General features: G+C 33.0%; 18 protein-coding genes. 17 read left to right on the top strand and 1 reads right to left on the bottom strand.

Translation table 11 applies throughout. The features are described from left to right. Positions 1-311: 311 nt before the first annotated feature. The 11 genes from ACO5J6_RS09830 (at position 312) to ACO5J6_RS09780 (ending at position 14,876) form a co-directional block, all read left to right on the top strand. The gene (locus ACO5J6_RS09830) at positions 312-971 is read left to right on the top strand and encodes an outer membrane beta-barrel protein (protein WP_485643693.1); all 660 of its coding nucleotides are present in this window, start codon (positions 312-314) and stop codon (positions 969-971) included. Positions 972-989: 18 nt separating this feature from the next. After that, on the top strand, positions 990-2,738 hold the full coding sequence (locus ACO5J6_RS09825; RefSeq protein WP_485643692.1) for a ShlB/FhaC/HecB family hemolysin secretion/activation protein: 1,749 nt from the start codon (positions 990-992) through the stop codon (positions 2,736-2,738). A gap of 13 nt (positions 2,739-2,751) precedes the next feature. After that, a complete protein-coding gene (locus ACO5J6_RS09820; protein WP_485643691.1) occupies positions 2,752-4,623 on the top strand; it encodes a toxin-antitoxin system YwqK family antitoxin in 1,872 nt (623 codons plus the stop codon). A gap of 417 nt (positions 4,624-5,040) precedes the next feature. Next, entirely contained in the window at positions 5,041-6,237 is a 1,197-nt protein-coding gene (locus ACO5J6_RS09815; protein ID WP_485643690.1) for an ROK family protein, read from the top strand. A 79-nt stretch (positions 6,238-6,316) separates the two neighbouring features. Continuing rightward, positions 6,317-7,336, top strand: coding sequence for a galactose/glucose ABC transporter substrate-binding protein MglB (gene mglB, locus ACO5J6_RS09810; protein WP_485643689.1), 1,020 nt, complete (start codon positions 6,317-6,319; stop codon positions 7,334-7,336). An 84-nt stretch (positions 7,337-7,420) separates the two neighbouring features. Further along, positions 7,421-8,935: a galactose/methyl galactoside ABC transporter ATP-binding protein MglA gene (gene mglA / locus ACO5J6_RS09805; protein ID WP_485643688.1), complete on the top strand. Its 1,515-nt coding sequence runs from the start codon at positions 7,421-7,423 to the stop codon at positions 8,933-8,935. A 9-nt stretch (positions 8,936-8,944) separates the two neighbouring features. After that, positions 8,945-9,976, top strand: coding sequence for a galactose/methyl galactoside ABC transporter permease MglC (gene mglC / locus ACO5J6_RS09800; RefSeq protein WP_485643687.1), 1,032 nt, complete (start codon positions 8,945-8,947; stop codon positions 9,974-9,976). Between the two features lie 60 nt (positions 9,977-10,036). Continuing rightward, positions 10,037-11,194 (top strand): galactokinase, encoded by a 1,158-nt coding sequence (locus tag ACO5J6_RS09795; protein ID WP_485643686.1) that lies wholly within the window; start codon positions 10,037-10,039, stop codon positions 11,192-11,194. Beyond that, a complete protein-coding gene (locus ACO5J6_RS09790) occupies positions 11,191-12,249 on the top strand; it encodes an aldose epimerase family protein (protein ID WP_485643685.1) in 1,059 nt (352 codons plus the stop codon). Before ACO5J6_RS09795 ends, ACO5J6_RS09790 begins: the two co-directional genes overlap by 4 nt. Positions 12,250-12,271: 22 nt before the next feature. Then, positions 12,272-13,249 (top strand): UDP-glucose 4-epimerase GalE, encoded by a 978-nt coding sequence (gene galE, locus ACO5J6_RS09785; RefSeq protein WP_485643684.1) that lies wholly within the window; start codon positions 12,272-12,274, stop codon positions 13,247-13,249. A 43-nt stretch (positions 13,250-13,292) separates the two neighbouring features. Then, a complete protein-coding gene (locus tag ACO5J6_RS09780) occupies positions 13,293-14,876 on the top strand; it encodes a UDP-glucose--hexose-1-phosphate uridylyltransferase (RefSeq protein WP_485643683.1) in 1,584 nt (527 codons plus the stop codon). A 343-nt stretch (positions 14,877-15,219) separates the two neighbouring features. Here ACO5J6_RS09780 and ACO5J6_RS09775 read toward each other — a convergent pair whose 3' ends face one another. Further along, positions 15,220-15,789 (bottom strand): NAD(P)H-dependent oxidoreductase, encoded by a 570-nt coding sequence (locus ACO5J6_RS09775; protein ID WP_485643682.1) that lies wholly within the window; start codon positions 15,787-15,789, stop codon positions 15,220-15,222. 493 nt (positions 15,790-16,282) lie between these two features. On the opposite strand from ACO5J6_RS09775, the gene ACO5J6_RS09770 reads away from it, so the two are divergent. The 6 genes from ACO5J6_RS09770 to ACO5J6_RS09745 form a co-directional block, all read left to right on the top strand. After that, on the top strand, positions 16,283-17,083 hold the full coding sequence (locus ACO5J6_RS09770; protein WP_485643681.1) for a tetratricopeptide repeat protein: 801 nt from the start codon (positions 16,283-16,285) through the stop codon (positions 17,081-17,083). Positions 17,084-17,113: 30 nt separating this feature from the next. Continuing rightward, positions 17,114-18,139: a threonine aldolase family protein gene (locus ACO5J6_RS09765; RefSeq protein WP_485643680.1), complete on the top strand. Its 1,026-nt coding sequence runs from the start codon at positions 17,114-17,116 to the stop codon at positions 18,137-18,139. Between the two features lie 60 nt (positions 18,140-18,199). Further along, a complete protein-coding gene (locus ACO5J6_RS09760; protein ID WP_485643679.1) occupies positions 18,200-19,012 on the top strand; it encodes a Cof-type HAD-IIB family hydrolase in 813 nt (270 codons plus the stop codon). Positions 19,013-19,303: 291 nt separating this feature from the next. Next, positions 19,304-20,065 (top strand): triose-phosphate isomerase, encoded by a 762-nt coding sequence (gene tpiA, locus ACO5J6_RS09755; RefSeq protein WP_485643678.1) that lies wholly within the window; start codon positions 19,304-19,306, stop codon positions 20,063-20,065. A gap of 91 nt (positions 20,066-20,156) precedes the next feature. After that, entirely contained in the window at positions 20,157-20,360 is a 204-nt protein-coding gene (locus ACO5J6_RS09750) for a preprotein translocase subunit SecG (protein ID WP_485643695.1), read from the top strand. A gap of 460 nt (positions 20,361-20,820) precedes the next feature. Then, positions 20,821-20,974 (top strand): BMC domain-containing protein (locus ACO5J6_RS09745; protein WP_485643694.1); only part of this gene is annotated, 154 nt, incomplete at its 3' end.

Below are 20,974 nucleotides of genomic sequence, written 5' to 3'. Positions count from 1 at the left end.
TCAGATGTAGTATGTAAAATGAGGATAATCTACAGTGCGTCAAATTGGAATTTGGAAATAATAAGAGAAAAAAAAGAAGGAAAAGAGTTATTAACAAGAATAACAGAAAGAGCGTAAAAAAAATCACTGTCTGAACGAAGTGAGTTTGTGATTTTCTAGTGAGAGAAATTTTAATGATAAATCAATTTTAAATTCTCTTGATATACTTTTTTGAAAAGAAATAATATGGTATAATTCAGTTATATATTTTATATAAAAAATTTTAGCAGTTTTTTAAAACTGAAATATATCTGAATAAGGAGAGAAACAAAATGAAAAGAAATCTAATTACAGTCTTAGGACTTTTAACATTGAGTACGGCAGCATTTGCGGAAAACAACATAGTAGAATTTAAAGCGGGATTATCCCCTGCCCCTAAATTTGACGTAACTCCGTCAAAAAAAGCTAAGTTTTCTTACGAATTGGGAGCCGAATACAGATATTTAGTAACTGAAAATACTGAACTGGGTGTCGGACTTGCTTATCAGAAACACGGTAAATTAAAGAAATTTACAGATGTAGAAGATAACAGCTTAAGAGTAGAGGTAGATTCCTTTAATCTTTATGACTCGATACCTCTTTATGCGACAGTAAAATATAACTTTAGAAACAGCTCGGACATAGTACCGTATATCAAAGCCGACTTAGGTTATTCATTCAACGTAAACGGAAGCAATCAGAGCAAATATAAAACATACAGCAAGGCAACAGGAGCAATGCTTGATGAAGGCAAATTAAAAGATTTGAAAGCTGAAAACGGAATGTATTATTCAATAGGAACAGGAATTACATATAAAGGATTTACAACAGGACTCTCCTATCAGGTAAATACGGCAAAAATAAAAGGTACAAGATATGACGGGACTAAGGATAGAGGAACTGCGAATTTCAGAAGATTTACACTGAATTTTGGATACCAGTTTGGATTTTAATAAGGAGACGAATAGGAAATGATAAAAGTAAAGAAAACGTTACTAATACTTAGTTTAATAACGGCTATAAACAGTCTGTCATTTTCAGAAGGAAGAATACTGAAAAATGAACTTCCAAAAAATCAGAGAGAATTTTTTGAAGGGGACAGATTGATAGATTTGCAGGAAGAAATAAAAGAACCTGAAGAAAATGCTGATACAAGCGGGCTGCCAAAATTTATGATAAAAACAATAATGCTGAAAACTCCTACAGGACATATAAAACCGCTGGTAAATCCTAAAAAAATAAATAAAATAATAAATGAGTATAAAAATACGGAAATAAATATACTTGATTTGAGAACATTAGTAAAACGACTGAATGAAGAGTATACAAGAAAAGGGTATATAACAACAAGGATATACCTTGAGCCTGACCAGAACCTGCAAAGCGGAGCAATAAAACTTGTAGCACTGGAAGGGAAAATAGAGGAAATAGTGCTTGATAAAGATACGGCAAAAGACAGAAGAAGAGTATTTTTCGGATTTACGAATGAAAAAGGGAAAGTGCTGAACATATCCCATATAGATAACGGAATAGACAACCTTAACAGAGTAGAGTCAAACAACTCAAAAATAAATATTGTACCGGGGACAAAACAGGGATATTCAAAAATAATAATAGAGTCAGAAAAAGAAAAACCTGTAAGACTGATATTAAATTATGAAGATACCCAAAAAAACAAGCAGAAATATAAAACGACAGTAGAATATGATAACCTCTTTGGGATAAATGATAACATATATCTGTCCTACAGAGGGGATATGGGGAAACTGTCAAAAGACAAAAAACATAAGGACGATTATACGGAAAGCTATTCAGCAGGTTATTCATTTCCTTTTAAAAGCTGGACTTTCGGTCTTTCATATAATAAAAGTAGGGAAAACAGTTTAGTGACGGGAAGTACAACGAATTACACATTGTTATCCAAAAGCAGCCAGTATGGAGTCAATGCAACAAAACTTCTGTACAGGGATGCAAATATAAAACTGAACTTGACAATGGGACTTGATGTAAAAAGAGAAAGAACGTATGTAGCAGACCGAAGACTTGAAACGCAGGACAGAAACATAACAGTAGCAAGTATAGGATTAAACGGAATGTTTAAACCTTTTAAAGGAATAATGTCATATAATTTATCTTATTCCAAAGGGATAAAAGGCTTCAGAGCAAAGGAAGATAATTCATTCAATGCGGGAACAATGCCTACGGGAGCAATAGAACCGTCCGACAATAGATACGAATTTGGGAAGATAAATCTTAATCTTAGCTACTATAAGCCGTTCTATTTTAAAAATCAGGGAATAACATTAAGAACGTCATTTAATGGACAGTATTCAAAAGACGCCCTGTTTTCAACGGAGAAATACAGTATAGGAGACTTTAACACAGTAAAGGGATTTCCGACAACAGTGTCAGGAGATATGGGATACAGTACAAAAATAGAACTTAGCTACATACTTCCAAACAGTGGAAGCAAAATGGGGCAGTTTATGTATAAGATAAGACCGTATGTAGAAGCAGACTTAGGAAAAGTAAGAAACAACTATAATGAAAATGGAGAGAAAAAGGGTAAAATAACAACATTATCAAGCTATTCAATGGGGATAAGATATTACGGAGAAAAAATAACATTGGATGCAGGAATAGCAAAGACGGACAGCGGGAGAAGTTTAATGAAAGCAGATGACCACAGAGGTTATGTAACAGTAACGACAACATTCTAAGAGGAGAGTAAAAATGAAAAAAATAATAATGTTTCTGACCTTACTTATACTTGTGCTAAGTTGCGGTTCAGGTCAGAATAATGAAGATATAAACAAGACAAATCCACAAGGAGTGGAAGCAGACGATTTACAAGTGATAGACGGAAAAGTCTATAGATACGGAGAAGAAAAAGCTTACAGCGGAAAAGTGATAACAAGGGATGAAAATGATAAAATCATAATGATAGAAACAGCAAAGGACGGTAAAATAGAAGGGGAAGTCAAAACATACTATGAAACAGGCAAACTGAAAGAAGTTTACAGCGTAAAAGACGATAAGATAGAGGGAACATATAAATGGTACGGAAAAGACGGAAGTATAGAAATAAATGCAACATATAAAAATAATGAAAGAGAAACGGAAACGGCAATATCTACAAAAGATAAAAAGCCTTATACCGGCACATATACCGAAACTTATGCCAATGGAAATATAAGTGAAGTAATGAAATTTACAAACGGAAAAAGAGACGGAGAAACAATATATTATTATGACAACGGAAAAATAAAAGAAAGAATTCCGTATGTACAGGGCTTGAGAGAAGGGAACTATTTTTATTATAACAGAGCAGGAGAAGTAATAGGCAAAGGAGTCTTTTTAAATGATAAGAGAGAGGGACAGTGGCTTGTATACGATGAGGAAGATAAAACCCTAATAGAAAAAATATACTCAAACGGACTTGAAGAAGGACCATATAAAGTCTATTATGAGGACGGAAAAATAAGGGCAGAGGGGACATATAAGGGAGGAAAGCTCGAAGGAATATACAAGGCTTATTATCCTAACAGAAACATTGAAACGGAAGTAAACTACGTAAACGGAAAAAGAGAGGGAGCCTACAAGATAAATTATGAAAACGGGAAAGTAAGGGAAACAGGAAATTACAAAAATGACAAACTTACAGGAGATATAGCGGTAGTGTACGATACGGGAGTAAAACTTGCGGATTTACACTATACACAGGACGGAAAGAAAACAGGAAAATGGATATACCTGTATCCGAGCGGAAAAGTACAGCAGGAATTTGCCTATGAAAATGATAAGCCTGTAGGAACATACAAGAAATATTATGAGAGCGGAAAAATAAGTGAAGAAGGACAATATAAGAATGGATTACTTGAGGGGGAAGTAAAACTTTACTATGAAAATGGACAGCTGGCTTCTAAAGTAAATTTCAGAAGAAGCTCGAAAGAGGGGGAAGCGGTATCGTATTATGAAAATGGGAAAGAAAAAGAAAAAGGTACATTTAAACATAATAAATATGAGGGAAAAGTAAATGTTTACTATGATAATGGAGAAACAGCAGTAGACCAGACGTTTAAAAATGGAAAACTTGACGGAAACTATAAGGAATTTTACAAAGGAAATAAACCGAAAATAGTAGCGACATATGTAAATGGAAAAGAAGAAGGAGAGTACACAGTATATTATGAAAACGGACAGAAACAGATAGTATCGAAATTCAAAAACGGTCAGGCAGAGGGAGAGTGGACATATTACTATCAAAATGGAAAAGAAAGCAAGAAGATGAACTTTGTTAATGGATTAAAAGAAGGAAAACAGAGTGAATTTTATGAGAGCGGTAATAAGAAACTTGAATCGGAGTTTAAGAATGACAGAGAGACGGGTACATGGACAGTGTATTTTGATAACGGGAAAATATCGACGACATTTTCATATTTGGACGGACAGTTAAACGGTCCTGTAGTAATAAATGACGATAAAGGAACAAAAATCGTAGAGGGAAATTACAGAGGAGGAAAAGAAGACGGCAAGTGGATATTTTACGATGAGAGTGGAAAAGTGAAAAAAGAAGAAAATTATATTGCAGGGAAAAAGCAATAAAAAAATATAATTAATTACAGTAAAATAAATATTAAACTAATAAATAAAAAGAAAAGGTGCTTTTAGAAGTACCTTTTTTTATAAAATCTAATAAGCTTGTGTATTTTTCAAGTGATTTTTATAAAACAAAAATTTTTTGAATAAAAATTTTTAAAATAAATATCCTAATTTTCTCCACAAGCCCGCGAATTGTAAGCTCCATTCCTATGACAGATTTTACTCCAAAAATATAAAAATCAAATTCCAAAAGAAATATTTTTTAAAAGTTAAAAAAGTAAAAATGTGATATAATATATAAAACATAACTTGAAATATAAATTTTGAAAAAAGTTAAAAAAGTTAAACGGAAAACGAAAACTTTTTTTTGAAAAGTTAAAAAAGTTGGGTATATTATAAGTGTGAAAAGGATGAATCTCAATGCAGAAAGAAAAAAATACAAAAATCAGAAAATTAAATCTGACAGACTATCAAATTCTTGAAAGAGTAATGAAAAATCCAAAAGTTTCGAGGACGGATTTGGCAAATCAGCTGGAACTGACTCCCGCCGCAATTTCCAAAGCGATAAAAAAACTTATTGGACAAGGTATCATAATAGAAAATGAATATCTTCGGTCGACGGGAGGAAGACCGAGAATGACACTGAATGTCAATAAGGAATATAAAAAAATTATCGGGATAAACTTGGGCGTAGGTTTTGTGAACATAGTAGTTTCACACTTGGACGGTGAAATTATACAGATAAGACAGAGGAAATTTGCTTTCAAAACTCAGGAAAAAGTTCTTGAGCTGCTTTATGAGGGAATTTCGGAAGTGATCGAAAAATTTGGAGTAAAATCTATTATAGGAATGGGTCTTGCAACTCACGGACTTGTGGATAGAAAAAAAGGCACGGTTATATTTTCCCCCCACTTCAAGTGGAAAAAACTGGAAATCCGAAAAGAACTTGAAAAAAAATTTAATCTTCGGGTGATTGTTGAAAATGATGTGCGGGCAATGCTTACTGCTGAACATATGTACGGCTGTGCGGGAAATATGAAAAATTTTATGATGCTTTATATAAGAAACGGTGTAGGTTCAGCAATATTCCTGAACGGAAAGATATTTGAAGGGAGTAATTGCGGAGCAGGAGAAATAGGGCATTTCATAGTAAAAGAAAGTTCCACTATCCAGTGCAGATGTGGGAAATTCGGCTGCCTTGAAACAGAATATTCCGAACAGGCTCTTATAAACAAAGTAATATGGGAAATGGAGCAGAAAGGACAGTATAATCCCAAAGAGAAAGTAACTATCGACAGGATATACAATCGCTCCAAACATAAAGAAGAACCTTATTATTCGATTGTAAAAGAGGCTGCCTGTGAGACGGGAAAAGTAATAGGAAACATACTTAATGTTCTAGACATTGACAATGTAGTAGTGGCAGGAGATATACTTATGACTGAAAAACTTTATATGGATAATTTCAGGAAAGGCGTAGAAAAAATGCTTCTCGAAGATTTTATGAAAAAGATAAAAATAGTATCTTCGGCATTGGATGATATGATAGGGATTTACGGAGCAATATCCCTTATTACGGGTAATCTTTTTACAGGAGAAAAACTTATGAAATCTTGAAATTATATATCTAAAATATTCAAGGTAATAAAACGGCAATAAAACAAAGTAATAAAAAAAATTTATAGAGGTGAAAAGAATGAAAAAAATTTTATTGGTTATGCTGGCAATGTTTATGCTGTTAGCGTGCGGAGGAGAGAAGAAACAGGATGCAAATGGAGGGAATGCAGGAGGTAAGAAAATCAAAATAGGAGTTACCATTTACAAATATGATGATAACTTTATGGCAACATTGAGAAAAGACCTTGAGGCATTTGCCAAAGAAGATGCAAATATAGAATTGATTATGAATGATTCACAAAACAGTCAGGCAACACAAAATGAACAGGTAGACGCACTTCTTTCAAAAGGTGTAAATGTACTTGCGATTAATTTAGTAGACCCTGCGGCAGGGCAAACTATCATTGACAAAGCAAAAGCGGCAAATATTCCTGTAGTGTTCTTTAATAAGGATCCGGGAACAGAAGCTTTAAAAACTTATGACAAAGCTTATTATGTAGGAACAAAACCTGAAGAATCAGGAATAATTCAAGGGCAACTGATAGAAAAAGTGTGGAAAGCAAATCCTGCTCTTGATTTAAACAAAGACGGAGTTATGCAGTATGTTATGATTAAAGGGGAACCGGGACATCCTGATGCGGAAGCAAGAACAACATATTCAGTAAAAGAGCTGAATGACAAAGGTATTAAAACTGAAAAATTACAGGAAGACACAGGAATGTGGGACGCAGCTCAGGCTAAAGATAAAATGGATGCATGGTTGGCAGGACCTACAGGTTCTAAAATAGAAGTTGTAATTTCAAATAATGACGGTATGGCATTGGGAGCATTGGAAGCCATGAAAGCACATCAGAAAAAATTACCTGTATTCGGAGTAGACGCACTACAGGAAGCACTAACATTGATAGAATCGGGAGAATTAACAGGAACAGTATTGAATGACGGAACAAACCAAGCAAAAGCAGTATTGGAGCTTTCAAGAAATTTAGCTAATGGAAAAGATCCATTGGAAGGTACATCATGGAAATTGGAAGATAAAGCGGTTAGAGTTCCTTATGTTGGTGTAGATAAAGAAAACTTGGCACAATTTAAAAAATAATTGAATAATTAACTTAGATTGTATACCGTGAATAAAAACTTTATAAATTTTATTTGCGGTATATTTTTTAGAAGAGGTGAACAGATGGAAAAATCTCAGAATAGACACGAATTTGTTTTGAAAATGGAAGGAATAAGTAAGGAATTTCCCGGGGTAAAAGCACTGGATAACGTTACTTTGAAAATACGTCCTAACAGTGTACACGCACTTATGGGAGAAAACGGGGCAGGGAAGTCTACATTGATGAAATGTCTTTTCGGAATATATAAAAAAGATACAGGGGAAATATCTTTGGAAGGTCAGAAGATAGAATTTAAAAATTCAAAAGATGCTCTTGAAAAAGGCGTCTCAATGGTACATCAGGAGCTGAATCAGGTTACCCAGAGAAATGTAATGGACAATATATGGCTTGGAAGATACCCTAAAAAAGGTTTATTTATAGATGAAGATAAAATGTACAAGGATACAAAGGAAATATTTGCAAAACTGGATATAGATATAGATCCGAGAACAAAAGTAAGCAGACTTTCGGTTTCCCAAATGCAAATGCTGGAAATAGCGAAAGCTGTTTCCTATGATTCCAAAGTACTGATTTTGGATGAACCGACTTCTTCCCTTACGGAAAATGAAGTGAAACACCTGTTCAGGATTATAAGAAAATTGCAGGGAAACGGTATAGGGATAGTCTATATTTCTCATAAAATGGAAGAAATAACCGAAATATGTGATGAAATAACGATACTTAGGGATGGTAAATGGGTTACTACACAAAAAGTGAAAGATTTGAATACCGACCAGATTATAAATCTTATGGTAGGTAGGGATTTGACGAACAGATTTCCTGAAAAGACAAATAAGCCGGGAGAAGTCATACTGGAAGTGGAAAACCTTACGGCTAAGAGAGCTAAATCGATAGAAGATGTTTCTTTTTCGTTGAGAAAAGGTGAAATACTCGGGATTGCAGGACTTGTAGGTTCCAAAAGAACCGATATAGTGGAAACTCTTTTCGGAGTTATCGAGAAAAAGTCGGGAACTGTAAAAATACACGGAAAAACTGTAAATATAAAAAATCCTAAAGAAGCCACAAAAAATGGGTTGGCACTTATAACGGAAGAAAGACGGGCTACAGGGATTTATTCGATGCTGGATATAAAGTTCAATTCGATTATTTCCAATACAAAAAGCTATAAAGCATTGTTTGGATTACTCGATGACGGTAAAATAGAAAAAGACACAAAATGGGTCATTGACAGTATGCATGTAAAGACACCGTCGCAGAAAACTCACATAGGAAGTCTTTCAGGGGGAAACCAGCAGAAAGTAATAATAGGAAGATGGCTGCTCACGGCACCTGAAATATTACTTATGGATGAGCCTACAAGGGGAATAGATGTAGGTGCAAAATTTGAAATATACCAATTAATGATAAATTTAGCTGAAAAAGAAAAAGGTATTATTATGATTTCATCGGAAATGCCTGAATTACTCGGAGTAACCGACAGAATACTCGTTATGAGTAACGGCAGAGTCGCAGGGATAGTAAATACTTCGGAAACTTCTCAGGAAGAAATATTGAAATTGACAGCTAAATATTTGTAGGAGGAAAAAATGGCAGAGAAAATTGTAAATAAAAATGGAAAGTCTTTTGATTTGAAAAATTTAGTATTAAATGGGGGAATTTATCTTGTATTACTGATACTGTTAGTTGCAATAGTGATAAAAGACCCTTCATTCTTGAGCCTGCTCAATATACAGAATATCCTGACACAGTCGTCAGTGAGAATAATAATAGCACTCGGAGTAGCGGGACTTATCGTAACGCAGGGAACGGATTTATCGGTAGGGAGACAGGTAGGTATGGCGGCACTTGTGTCGGCGACATTGTTACAGGCTATGACAAATGTAAATAAAGTATTCAAAGGATTACCAACATTGCCTATACCTTTAGTACTGCTTCTTGTAGTAGTCGTAGGTGCATTAATAGGGCTTATAACAGGTCTTATAGTTGCGAAACTGGACGTGGTGCCTTTCGTTGCTACAATGGGAACAATGGTTATAGTTTACGGGATAAATTCATTATATTTTGACTTTGTAGGAGCTTCGCCTGTAGCAGGATTTGACAGAAAATATTCGCAAGTTGCTCAGGGAGCATTGTTTCAGTTCGGTCAGTTAAGACTGTCCTATCTTATAATTTATGCGATAATCGCCATTATATTTATGTGGACATTGTGGAATAAGACAGTATTCGGGAAAAACCTGTTCGCAGTGGGAGGAAATCCTGAAGCTGCGAGAGTATCGGGAGTAAATGTCGCAAAAACAATATTAATAGTCTATATGCTGTCAGGAATAATGTACGCAATAGGAGGATTTCTGGAAGCTGCACGTATAGGGTCTGCGACAAATAACTTAGGATTTATGTACGAAATGGACGCCATTGCAGCCTGTGTCGTTGGAGGAGTGTCATTCAGCGGAGGAGTAGGAAAAATATCGGGAGTAGTGGCAGGAGTTATAATATTTACATTGATTAACTACGGACTTACTTATATAGGAATAAGCCCTTACTGGCAGTATATTATAAAAGGTATAATAATAATAACAGCAGTTGCCATAGATGTACTGAAATACAGAAAGAATAAATAACTGAATAAATATAAAGTTTAAAATACGGAAACAGAAATATTTTTATCAGGGAGGATAAAGATGTTAGATTTAAAGGAAAAATTTCTTGAAGTATTTGGAGTAAAATATGAAAGAGAATTTTTTTCTCCCGGAAGAGTAAATCTTATAGGAGAACATACAGACTATAATGGCGGAAATGTTTTTCCCTGTGCAATAGACAGAGGAACATACGGACTTGTAAAATTACGTGATGATAAAAAATTCAGAATGTATTCTGAAAATTTTGAAAAAAACGGTATAATAGAATTCAGTTTGGATAAGCTCGAAAATGAGAAAAAACACGGTTGGGTAAATTATCCTAAAGGAATAATAAAAATGTTTATAGAAGCGGGATATAAAATAGACAGAGGATTTGATATACTGTTTTATGGAAATATACCTAACGGGGCGGGACTTTCTTCGTCAGCCTCCATTGAAATACTCACTGCCGTAGTGCTGAAAAAGCTTTTTAGTTTGGATATTGATATGATAGAAATGGTAAAATTAGGACAGAAAACGGAAAATATGTTTATCGGTGTAAATTCGGGAATAATGGACCAGTTTGCAGTCGGAATGGGAAAGAAAGACAATGCCGTTTTACTCGACTGCAATACATTAAAATACGAATATGTTCCTGTTTTACTGAAAGACGAGGTAATAATAATATCAAATACAAACAAAAGACGAGGTCTTGCGGATTCCAAATACAATGAAAGACGTTCCGAATGTGAGCAGGCATTGAAAGAACTTCAGGAAAAACTCCATATAAAAGCTTTGGGAGAACTTTCCATAGAAGAGTTTGAAAAAAATAAAGAATTAATAAAAAATGAAACTAACAGAAAAAGGGCGAAACACGCAGTCTATGAAAATCAGAGAACGCTGAAAGCCCAAAAGGAACTGACAAAAGGAAACCTCGAAGAATTTGGAAAATTGATGAACGAATCTCACATCTCCCTCAGAGATGATTATGAAGTTACGGGGAAAGAACTCGATACATTGGTCGAGCTGTCATGGAAACAGGACGGAACAGTAGGTTCGAGAATGACGGGAGCGGGCTTTGGAGGCTGCACTGTAAGTATAGTAAAAAAAGATAAAGCTGAAGAATTTATAAAAAATGTAGGTAAAGGATACAGAGATAAAATAGGATATGACGCAGATTTTTACATCGTGGAAGTAAGTGAAGGGCCGAGAGAATTATGATTACTATAAGAAAAACTTTATTTGGCAAATACAAAGAAAAGGAAATATACAGATATGAATTAAAAAACGGCAATGATTTTAAAGTAAATATATTAAATTTTGGCGGAATTATAAACGGTATATTTGTAAAAGACAGAGCGGGAAAGTCTAAAAATATAGTTTTGAGTTACAGTGATATAGAAAAGTACATCGGAAACGACTCGTATGCAGGTGCAGTAATAGGAAGAACCGCGGGAAGAATAAAAAACGCCCAATTTTCCATTGACGGTACGATATATAAGCTGGCTAAAAATAGTGGGGAAAATTCTCTCCATGGAGGAAATGAAGGACTTAATACAAAGGTTTTTGATGTGAGAGAAATTGAAAATGGGATAGAACTGTCCTATACAAGTCCTGACGGAGAGGAGGGCTATCCCGGCACAGTGGAATTTAAAATATCTTATCGGATAGATGAGGACAATCAACTGATGATAGAATATAACGCGGTTTCGGACAGAAAAACGTATATTAATCTGACCAATCATACATATTTTAATCTGTCGGGAAATACCGAAAAAAACGGAGATGAGCAAATACTGAAAATAGATGCGGACAATGTCTGCGAGCTAAATGACGGACTGATACCTGTGGGAAGATTTATAAACGTTGCAAATACTGTCTTTGATTTGCGAAAGGGCAAAATCATAAAAGACGGTATAAAGGAAAGTCATTCCCAGTTTCGGATAACAAGGGCGTATGACCACCCTTTTGTGCTGAATTTTAAAGGAATAAAAAAGGAACCGCAGATTGTGCTTTATTCGGAATACAGCGGAATAGAAATGAAAATATATACTACTGAAAGTACGGTAGTCGTATACACGGGAAATTATCTGGATGATGTGTCTGTATTTGACGGTCGGAACGACGGGAAAAGTAATAAACGCTATTTAGGTGTGGCTATTGAAACGCAGGATTTTCCTAATGGAGTGAATGAAGAAAAATTTGAAGCGAAAATATTGGAAAAAGGGGAAAAATATTACAGTAAGACAGTATACAAATTTAATATTTTTGAGTAAACGAAATGAAAGGAGCATTTTAATGAATATATTAGTAGTAGGAGGGGCCGGATATATAGGCTCACATACTGTAAATTTATTGAAAAAAAATGGATATAATCCGATAATTTATGATAATCTGTCGAAAGGTTATAAGAAAGTGGCGGAAATCCTTGATGTAAAGCTTATTGAGGGAGATTTGGGGGACAAAGAAAAACTGAAAGAAGTTTTTGAAAAGGAAAAAATAGACGCAGTTATGCATTTTGCGGCTTTTATCGAAGTGGGAGAATCAGTTCAGAAACCGTCCGAATACTATGATAATAATGTCGCAAAAGTGTTGAAATTATTAGACCAAATGATAGAATCGAAAGTAAATAAATTTATATTCAGCTCTACTGCTGCTACATTTGGAGAGCCTCAAAAAGAAAAAATAGACGAAACTCATATTCAGCTCCCTATAAATCCTTACGGGAAAACAAAACTGACAGTCGAAAAAATACTTGAAGATTATGATACTGCATACAACCTGAAAAGTACAGTTCTCAGATATTTTAATGCAAGTGGCAGTGATGAAAACGGACTGATAGGAGAAAGCCATATTCCCGAAACACATCTGATACCTCTAATATTACAGGCTGCAAACGGCAAAAGGGAAAGTATAAAAATATTCGGAAATGACTATAATACAAAAGACGGAACATGTATAAGAGATTTTGTCCATGTATATGATTTGGCAAAGGCTCACATTTTAGGAATGGAAAAAATGTTCAAGGAAAACAGAAGTCTCAACTATAATCTTGGAAGCGGAGAGGGTTACAGTGTCAGGGAAGTTATAGAAAAAGTAAAAGAAGTTACAGGAAGAGACTTTAGAGTGGACGAAGTGGAAAAAAGAGCGGGAGACCCTGCCGTTCTTGTGGCTGATTCGCAAAAAGCCCAAAAGGAATTAGGCTGGAAACCTGAATATAATCTTGAAGAAATTATAAAATCCGCATGGAAATGGGAGCAAAACAGAAAATATTAGACAGGATATAAAATATCAATTATATGAAAGGAATGTGGATAATATGGATATATGCTCGGAAATTGAAAAACTTATAGAATATTCCATAAAAAACGGACTTGTAAATGAGCAGGACAGAATACTCATAACAAATATGGTAGCAGGAGCGATAGAGCTTGATACATACAGAGAATTTTCCGAGGAAGAAATAAACAGCATAAAAAAAGAAGTCGAAAATACTGACTATCCCTATGAGATATTAAATAACATAGTAAAATGGGCGGGAGAAAACGGAAGACTGAAAAATGATACTGTTACTTTTCAGGATTTAATGAATTCAAAAATAATGGGTCAGGTAATTCCGAGAACTTCGGAAATAAGAAAAGAATTTTGGGATAAATACGATAATTACGGAATAGACAAGGCTACAGAATATTTTTATGAACTGTCCCGAAAAAGTAACTATATAAGAATGGACAGAATTTCAAAAAATATTCACTGGAATTACGAAAATAGTTATGGAAATCTTGAAATAACTGTAAATCTTTCCAAGCCTGAAAAAGACCCGAGAGACATTGCAATGGCAAAAGATAAGGTTTCAGTAAATTATCCGAAAGGACTGCTCGATAAGGAAAATGAAGGATATATGGGAAGAATAGATCACCCGGGCAGACAGAACCATAGAACGATAAGACTCAGTCTGACAAATGAATACTGGTATTTCCAATATTCTCCATATACATACTATAATGAACATTCCATAGTATTTTCCCATGAGCATAGACCTATGAAAATAGATAAATCCACTTTTCAGAGGCTACTGGAATTTGTAAATATATTTCCTCATTATTTTATCGGCTCAAATGCCGATTTACCTATTGTAGGAGGTTCCATACTTTCCCATGACCATTTTCAGGCAGGCAGACACATATTTCCAATGGAAAGAGCAAAAATAAAAGAAAAAATTGTATTCAGCGGTTTTGAAGATGTCGAAGCTGGAATACTGAACTGGCCTTTGTCAGTTATAAGACTGACAGGAGAGAAAAAAAGACTGATTGAGTTATCCGATAAAATCCTGAAAAAATGGATAGACTACAATGCGGAAAAGCTGGATATTTATGCGAATACGAAAGGGGAAAGACATAATACTGTTACTCCTATTGCGAGATTTAAAGACGGGAAATTTGAGATTGATCTCGTTCTGAGAAATAATCTTACAAATAAAAATCATCCTCTCGGTATATTTCATCCTCACAGTGAACACCATAATATCAAGAAGGAAAATATAGGACTGATAGAAGTAATGGGACTGGCTGTATTGCCGGGCAGGCTCAAGGAGGAAATGGCGGAGATAAAGAAAATCATAAAAGAAGTACAGAACTCTCAAGAATTTAAAAATAATCATGATTATACTTCCTGCTACGGAAAAATGAATGAAAGAGAAGATTTGAGAAAACATACTGAATGGTTGAAATATTATTTGGAAAAGCATAAAATAAAAAATCTTGCTGAAAGTAATTTAGATGAATTTATTGAAAATGCCATAGGAGAAACATTTTCAAAAGTCCTTGAAAATTGTGGAGTTTTCAAAAACAATGAAGACGGAGAAAAAGGATTTGCAAAATTTATTAGAAAAGTAAATGAGTGAAATTAAAAGATAATATTCCAAAGAAATTTTAAAATATTAAAAAAAATAAAATAAAAAAGAAAATGAATTGAAAAAAAGTAAATGAGTAAAATAAGAGATAATGTTCTAAAGAAATTTTAAAATATTAAAAAAAATAAAATTGGAAAAAAGTAAAACTAAAAAAAGAAGATGAATTGAAAAAAAGTAAATGAGTTGAAAAAATAAAAGAATAAATTAGAAAATAAAAAATAGTGCCGTTTTAAAAATAAAAATTTAGAAACAGCACTATTTTATTATATTTATTATTTTATATTATTATTGATTTTTATACAGATAATTTTTATATAAAATTATCGAACAGGGTTTATTTTACAATAAAATTTTTGACTTTTTCAAGGGAATTTTTCCTTTTCTCATCAGTATTTTCTGTTTTCAATGAAATATGTAGCCATTTGAATTTTTTAATTCCTACGGATTTTGTAATTCCAAAATTAAACAGCCAGTTTATTGAGCCTAAAATTATCATAAAAAGTTTTGGAGAAATTGCAGTTGTAATTACTTTGGCGGATTTTACATTTTCCAGCAGACCTTTAATCCCAAATTCGGTATCTTTATAAGCAAAGCCTCTTAGAAAGACTTTATCCAAAAATCCTTTCATCATAGCGGGCATAATGCTCCACCATATTGGAAAAATAAAGACAAGTTCATCACTCTGTTTTATAAATTCCTGATATTTTCCTACCAAGGAGTCGTTGTATTCTCCTTTTGAAAATAATTCCAAGTCTTCGGCAGTCATGACAGGATTAAAATTATCCTTGTATAAATCAATCAAATTGTATTGAATATTCTCTTTTTCATATTTTTGGATAACATTATCCAGAATGGCCTTATTAAAACTTTTGTCCCAAGGATGTGAAAAAATAACAGTTTTCATTATATCATCTCCTGTTTTTTATACTATATAATAATTATACTAAATATATCGGATTAAGACAAGTACATATGTAATAAGTACACAATAAAAAAAGCAGGAAAATATGGAGAAACCGAAAGAATATTTTGTGATTTTGTAAGTTTTTCGGGATAAATTATGGAATTAAAGTAAAATTATTGAAATAAAACGACTTTATATTTTGAAAAATATGATGTATAATAAATAGGAATGATAAAGATTTTAAAAGCGGAAAATAAAATCCAATGTATGTTAGAATAAAAAAAGGAGAGGTTAAAGAGAGTAAATCTCAAAAAGATGATATAATATAAAAAATAATAGAAAAAAATGGAAGTAAAAAATTTACTTAGAAGTTTAACAAGATACGATAGACTATTATCACAGTTCAGGAAAATCAATAAGAGAAGTATCAGAGGAGATAGGCATAAAATAGGGCATAAAATATATGAAATATAAAATAGGAGATTTTAGAAATATGAAAAATGAAAATTTAGAAAAATACGATGCTAAGACATTAAACGAAATAGGGATAACTTATTATGAAAACAGGGAATATGAAAAAGCTGAAGAACGTTATCTTGCCTCTATAGAAAAAGGAAGTGTCGAAGCACTCTATAATTTAGCTCTTCTTTATCATCATTTGGATAGAATTGAAGAAGCTGAAAATTATTACAAAAAGTCTGCAAAAGAGGGAAATGTAAATGCTTTAAACAGCTTGGGAATGATATATAAAGCCCAAAAAGAATATGAAAAAGCTGAAAAATATTATATGGAAGCATTGGAAAAAGGAGACAAGTTTGCTGACTATAATTTGGGAAATTTATACAATGCTTTAAGAAAATTTAAAAAAGCAGAGAAACATTATTTAAAAGCTGAAAAATCAGGTGATACAAATGCAATGAATAATTTGGCAATTATGTACTATAAACGGGGGAAGAAAAAAGAAGCTGAAGAAATGTATATTAAAGCAGCAGAAAATGGGCATATAGGAGCAATGAACAATCTGGGATATTTATATCTGAATGAGGGAAATTATAAAGAAGCTGAAAAATATTGTACCAAAGCAATAGAAAACGGATATAGCAGCGGAATGTATAATTTGGGAGCTATATTTGAAGTTCAAGGAAAATATGAAGAAGCTAAAGAATGGTATGAAAAAGCTGAAAAACAGGGGATGAAACAGGCAAAAGAAAGGCTGAAATTATTTGCAAAAGCAGAAAAAGAGACAGATAAAGAAAAGATAAAATCTGCTAAAATTAAAGTAAAGAAAAAATAGTTGAAAAGAAATAGTTTAAAGGAGAAAGAAATGTTATATTTTGCAAATGATTACACGGAAGGAGCCTGTAAAGAAATATTAAATGCCCTTATAAAAACGAATGATGAAAAACTTTCAGGATATGGAACCGATAAATATTCTGCAAGTGCAAAGGAGAAAATAAAAAAAGCATGTAAAAATGATAATATTGATATATATTTTTTGACGGGAGGAACCCAGACCAATGCTGTAGTAATAGCGGCTCTTCTAAAATCTTATGAAGGAGTTATTGCAGTTGAAACAGGTCATATAAATGTACATGAGTCGGGAGCAATAGAAATGACAGGGCATAAAGTTCTGACGTTACCTCATCATAAAGGAAAAATGAATGCTGATGAGCTGAAAGAATATATAAAAACTTTTTATAATGACCAAAACCGTGAACATATGGTCTATCCCGGAATGGTCTATATCTCTCATCCCACAGAATATGGAACCCTTTATACAAGAGAAGAATTGCTGAAAATCAATGAAGTCTGTCAAAATTATGACATACCTCTGTTTTTAGACGGAGCGAGATTAGGTTATGGACTGGTAGCTGAAAATACTGATGTGGATTTGGAATTTTTGTGTGAAGTCTGTGATGTGTTTTATATCGGAGGAACAAAAATAGGAGCATTGTCGGGGGAAGCGATTGTTTTTACACATAATAATGCTCCAAAAAATTTTGTTACAATTATAAAGCAGCATGGAGCATTACTTGCAAAAGGTAGACTTTTAGGAGTTCAGTTTGATACTTTGTTTACGGATAATCTGTATTTCAGGATAAGTAAAAATGCTGTCGAAATGTCGGAGCTTCTAAAAAAAGGACTGAAAGAAAAAGGTTACAGATTTTATTTAAAATCCCCTACAAATCAGCAATTTATAATATTGGAAAACGAAAAAATCAAGGAACTTTCCAAAAATGTAGTATTCAGCATATGGGAAAAATATGATGAAAATAATATGATTGTAAGATTTGCTACAAGCTGGGCAACTTTGCGGGAAGATGTGAAGAAACTTATGGAATTGTTGTAATATTAATTTAATAAATAATATTTAAATTATAAAGATATATTATAAAAATGGAGGAAAACTATGAATTATAAACTTATAGCAACTGATATGGACGGAACTCTTCTAAATGATGAACATTCAATTTCTAAAGGAAATATCGAAGCAATAAAGGAAGTCCAGAAAAAAGGGATAAAATTTGTCCTGGCGAGCGGAAGACCGAGTTTTGCCATGTTCAGCTATGCAAAAGAATTGGAAATGGACAAATATGGCGGTTATGTACTGTCATTCAATGGAGGTCAGCTGATAGATATGTCCGACAGGAAAGTCATTTTTCATGAGGGACTGGGCTGGAAAGATATAGAAAAAATATACAATGTTTCTCAAGAAATAGATATTCCTATGGTTTTATATGAAAATGATACTATATATGCGAGTAAAGATACTGAAAACACAAGATTTGAAGCAATGCTGTGCGGAATGAAGTTTGTAGAATTTAAAAATCTTGAAGAATTGGATAATTACGGGATAAAAGAAACTACCAAATGTATGCTGATTAGCGAGCCTGACAGAATAAAAGAAGCAGAAAAACATATGAAATCAAAATATGAAAATGAATATTTTATAGCAATATCTAAACCTGTCTTTCTGGAAATTGCCAATAAGAATGTAAATAAAGGAAAAACATTAAGAATACTGGGAGAATTGACAAATATAAAAATGGAAGAAGTAATCGCAGTGGGGGACAGTTATAATGATATTCCCCTTTTGGAAGTTGCGGGTATGCCTGTAGCTGTTTCCAACGCCAATGAAGAGATAAAGAAAATATCAAGATTTGAAAGTACTTCCAATAATGATGATGCTTTAAAAACAGTTATTGAAAGATTTTTCGAATAAGAATATAAAGAAGAGAAGATACATTGACTTTATCAGTCTATGTTCCTTAAATAAAATAATTAAGGAATATAAAGAAGAAAAGACATATTAAGCCATATATTCTGATTAACGGAAAAATTCAAAGATTGAATGAGATAAATTGAATGAGATAAAAATAGGTATCCAATCAATTGATTTTATAATCTGTCAAATAGATAATTCGATTGGATAAAACATATTTGATAATTAAAGTAAATTGTGATAAAATACTATGGAAAGAAAAATATAGACTATATAAAATGGAGGAAAATAATGAGAAAAGTGATAGTTGCGGGGAACTGGAAAATGAATAAAACCGCTAAAGAAGCTAAAAAATTTATATCTGAATTGAAACCTTTGGTAGCAGATGTAAAAAATGCAGGGGTAGTTATCGGGGCTCCATTTACTGCTTTAGAAACAGCTGTGAAAGAAGCTGAAGGAAGCAATATAAAAATAGCTGCACAAAATATGAACCCTAATGAAAACGGTGCGTATACGGGGGAAATTTCACCATTAATGTTAAAAGATTTAGGAGTGGAATACGTAATTTTAGGACATTCCGAAAGAAGAGAATATTACGGGGAAACTGATAAGTTTATCAATGAAAAAGTAAAATCGGCATTGAAACACGAGTTAAAACCTATCCTGTGTATAGGAGAAAAATTGGAAGAAAGGGAAAACGGTACTACTGAAAAAGTAGTCAAGGAACAGCTGATAGGAGGACTTGAGGGAGTCTGTGAAAAAAGTGTAGCAAACGTAGTTATTGCTTATGAACCTGTATGGGCTATAGGTACAGGGAAAACAGCTACTCCTGAACAGGCTCAGGAAGTACATGCTTTCATAAGAAAATTATTGACTGACCTTTATGGAGCTGAAGTTGCTGAAAATATAACTGTTCAGTATGGCGGGTCGATGAAAGCCGATAATGCTCATGAACTTATTTCCCAAAAAGATATAGACGGAGGATTAGTCGGAGGGGCAAGTCTTGAAGCGGGAAGTTTCGCTGAAATAGTAAAAGCCGGAAATTCTATATAATATCTATATAATAATTTTATATAATTGAATTTATAATTAAAAAAATGAAACAGAAAAAATCAAAATAGCAAAATTTGGCAGGAGGATTATAATATTGGAAAATCTTTTAGTAATAGCTTTAGTAATATTGGCTGTAATAATGATAGGAGTAATTCTTCTTCAACCTGACAGAAGTCAAGGTTTAGCTAAGACTTCAAATGTTTTGGATCAGGAAAAAGAAGGAATTGAAAAATTTACCGAATATGTAGCAGCAGCATTTTTAATAGTAGCTATCTTATTTCAGATAGTGAGATAATAATGAGGGGGCTTTCTATTTTAATAGATTATGCCCAAAATCTCGGACACACTGAATTTAAAAAAAATTAGTTAAAACTATTGACAAAATTCAAAAACAGGGTATACTATATAGCAAAGTTATATTTACAATGTGGTATATAGAGCTTTCAAATAAAAAACACTATTAATTGGAAAAAATAAGTATAACGGTAATATATCTACAAAATTATATTGTATAGAATATAAAATAACATGATAATATTTGGAGCAAAGGAGCTTGAAAATTATTTAATTTTTTAGTTCCTTTTTTATTATTTTATTTTGCCGATTAATATTTGATATATAATCATAAAGGCAGGGTAAATAACAATGAAGTTAAATACAAATATAGAAACATTCTGCCCATATAAAGCAAGGAGGTGAAATTAGCTAAGATTATTTACGGAAATAAAAAATAAATTTTTCAGGAGGAAAAGAAAATGGCAACATTAAATGCATTAGGAATGATTGAAACTAAAGGACTTGTAGCAGCAATAGAAGCGGCAGACGCAATGGTAAAAGCTGCAAACGTAACACTTATTGGAAAAGAGCATGTAGGGGGAGGATTAGTAACTGTACTCGTAAGAGGAGATG

It is taken from the genome of Pseudoleptotrichia sp., assembly GCF_057270515.1.
The sequence above is the reverse complement of the archived record's forward strand: the minus strand, read 5'-3'. Positions and strand labels throughout refer to the sequence as shown.

What these genes read in the sequence shown, in the direction of transcription:
- mglB (WP_485643689.1), top strand. Translation starts at nt 6,317, where the DNA reads ATGAAAAAAATTTTATTGGTTATGCTGGCAATGTTTATGCTGTTAGCG.
- mglA (WP_485643688.1), top strand. Translation starts at nt 7,421, where the DNA reads ATGGAAAAATCTCAGAATAGACACGAATTTGTTTTGAAAATGGAAGGA.
- ACO5J6_RS09775 (WP_485643682.1), bottom strand. Translation starts at nt 15,789, where the DNA reads ATGAAAACTGTTATTTTTTCACATCCTTGGGACAAAAGTTTTAATAAG.
- ACO5J6_RS09815 (WP_485643690.1), top strand. Translation starts at nt 5,041, where the DNA reads ATGCAGAAAGAAAAAAATACAAAAATCAGAAAATTAAATCTGACAGAC.
- tpiA (WP_485643678.1), top strand. Translation starts at nt 19,304, where the DNA reads ATGAGAAAAGTGATAGTTGCGGGGAACTGGAAAATGAATAAAACCGCT.
- galE (WP_485643684.1), top strand. Translation starts at nt 12,272, where the DNA reads ATGAATATATTAGTAGTAGGAGGGGCCGGATATATAGGCTCACATACT.
- ACO5J6_RS09795 (WP_485643686.1), top strand. Translation starts at nt 10,037, where the DNA reads ATGTTAGATTTAAAGGAAAAATTTCTTGAAGTATTTGGAGTAAAATAT.
- ACO5J6_RS09765 (WP_485643680.1), top strand. Translation starts at nt 17,114, where the DNA reads ATGTTATATTTTGCAAATGATTACACGGAAGGAGCCTGTAAAGAAATA.
- ACO5J6_RS09830 (WP_485643693.1), top strand. Translation starts at nt 312, where the DNA reads ATGAAAAGAAATCTAATTACAGTCTTAGGACTTTTAACATTGAGTACG.
- mglC (WP_485643687.1), top strand. Translation starts at nt 8,945, where the DNA reads ATGGCAGAGAAAATTGTAAATAAAAATGGAAAGTCTTTTGATTTGAAA.
- ACO5J6_RS09760 (WP_485643679.1), top strand. Translation starts at nt 18,200, where the DNA reads ATGAATTATAAACTTATAGCAACTGATATGGACGGAACTCTTCTAAAT.
- ACO5J6_RS09790 (WP_485643685.1), top strand. Translation starts at nt 11,191, where the DNA reads ATGATTACTATAAGAAAAACTTTATTTGGCAAATACAAAGAAAAGGAA.
- ACO5J6_RS09820 (WP_485643691.1), top strand. Translation starts at nt 2,752, where the DNA reads ATGAAAAAAATAATAATGTTTCTGACCTTACTTATACTTGTGCTAAGT.
- ACO5J6_RS09780 (WP_485643683.1), top strand. Translation starts at nt 13,293, where the DNA reads ATGGATATATGCTCGGAAATTGAAAAACTTATAGAATATTCCATAAAA.
- ACO5J6_RS09825 (WP_485643692.1), top strand. Translation starts at nt 990, where the DNA reads ATGATAAAAGTAAAGAAAACGTTACTAATACTTAGTTTAATAACGGCT.
- ACO5J6_RS09770 (WP_485643681.1), top strand. Translation starts at nt 16,283, where the DNA reads ATGAAAAATGAAAATTTAGAAAAATACGATGCTAAGACATTAAACGAA.